At 52.6% G+C, this 449-nt stretch carries 1 protein-coding gene; it reads right to left on the reverse strand.

The annotated features are described in order from the left end of the window. Nucleotides 1-449, reverse strand: a 449-nt coding sequence (locus tag BG74_RS18260; RefSeq protein WP_244267470.1) for a cbb3-type cytochrome c oxidase subunit I, incomplete at both ends; no start/stop codon positions are given.

A 449-nucleotide genomic window follows, 5' to 3' on the forward strand; every position in this document is an offset into this window, starting at 1 on the left:
GTCCACAGCATCGCTGAGTTCAACACCATGCGACCCTGATAAATGGTGAACAGCCAGTTGAAAATCTTCACCCCGGTCGGGATGGCAATGATCATGGTCATAATGCCGAAGAAGGCGTTGACGTTGGCGCCGGAGCCCATGGTGAAGAAGTGGTGCAGCCAAACGCAGAATGACAGCACGGTAATGGCGATGGTCGCCCATACCAGGGAGGTATAGCCGAACAGGCGTTTTTTCGAGAAAGTAGCCACCACTTCTGAGAACACGCCGAACACCGGCAGCACCAGGATGTACACTTCCGGATGGCCCCAGGCCCAGAACAGGTTCACGTACATCATCATATTGCCACCCATATCATTCGTGAAGAAATGGGTACCCAGATAGCGATCCAGGGTCAGTAGTACGATGGTCACAGTTAAAATCGGGAATGCTGCGATAATCAGCACGTTGGT

The organism is Sodalis-like endosymbiont of Proechinophthirus fluctus (assembly GCF_001602625.1).
Taxonomy (GTDB): domain Bacteria; phylum Pseudomonadota; class Gammaproteobacteria; order Enterobacterales; family Enterobacteriaceae.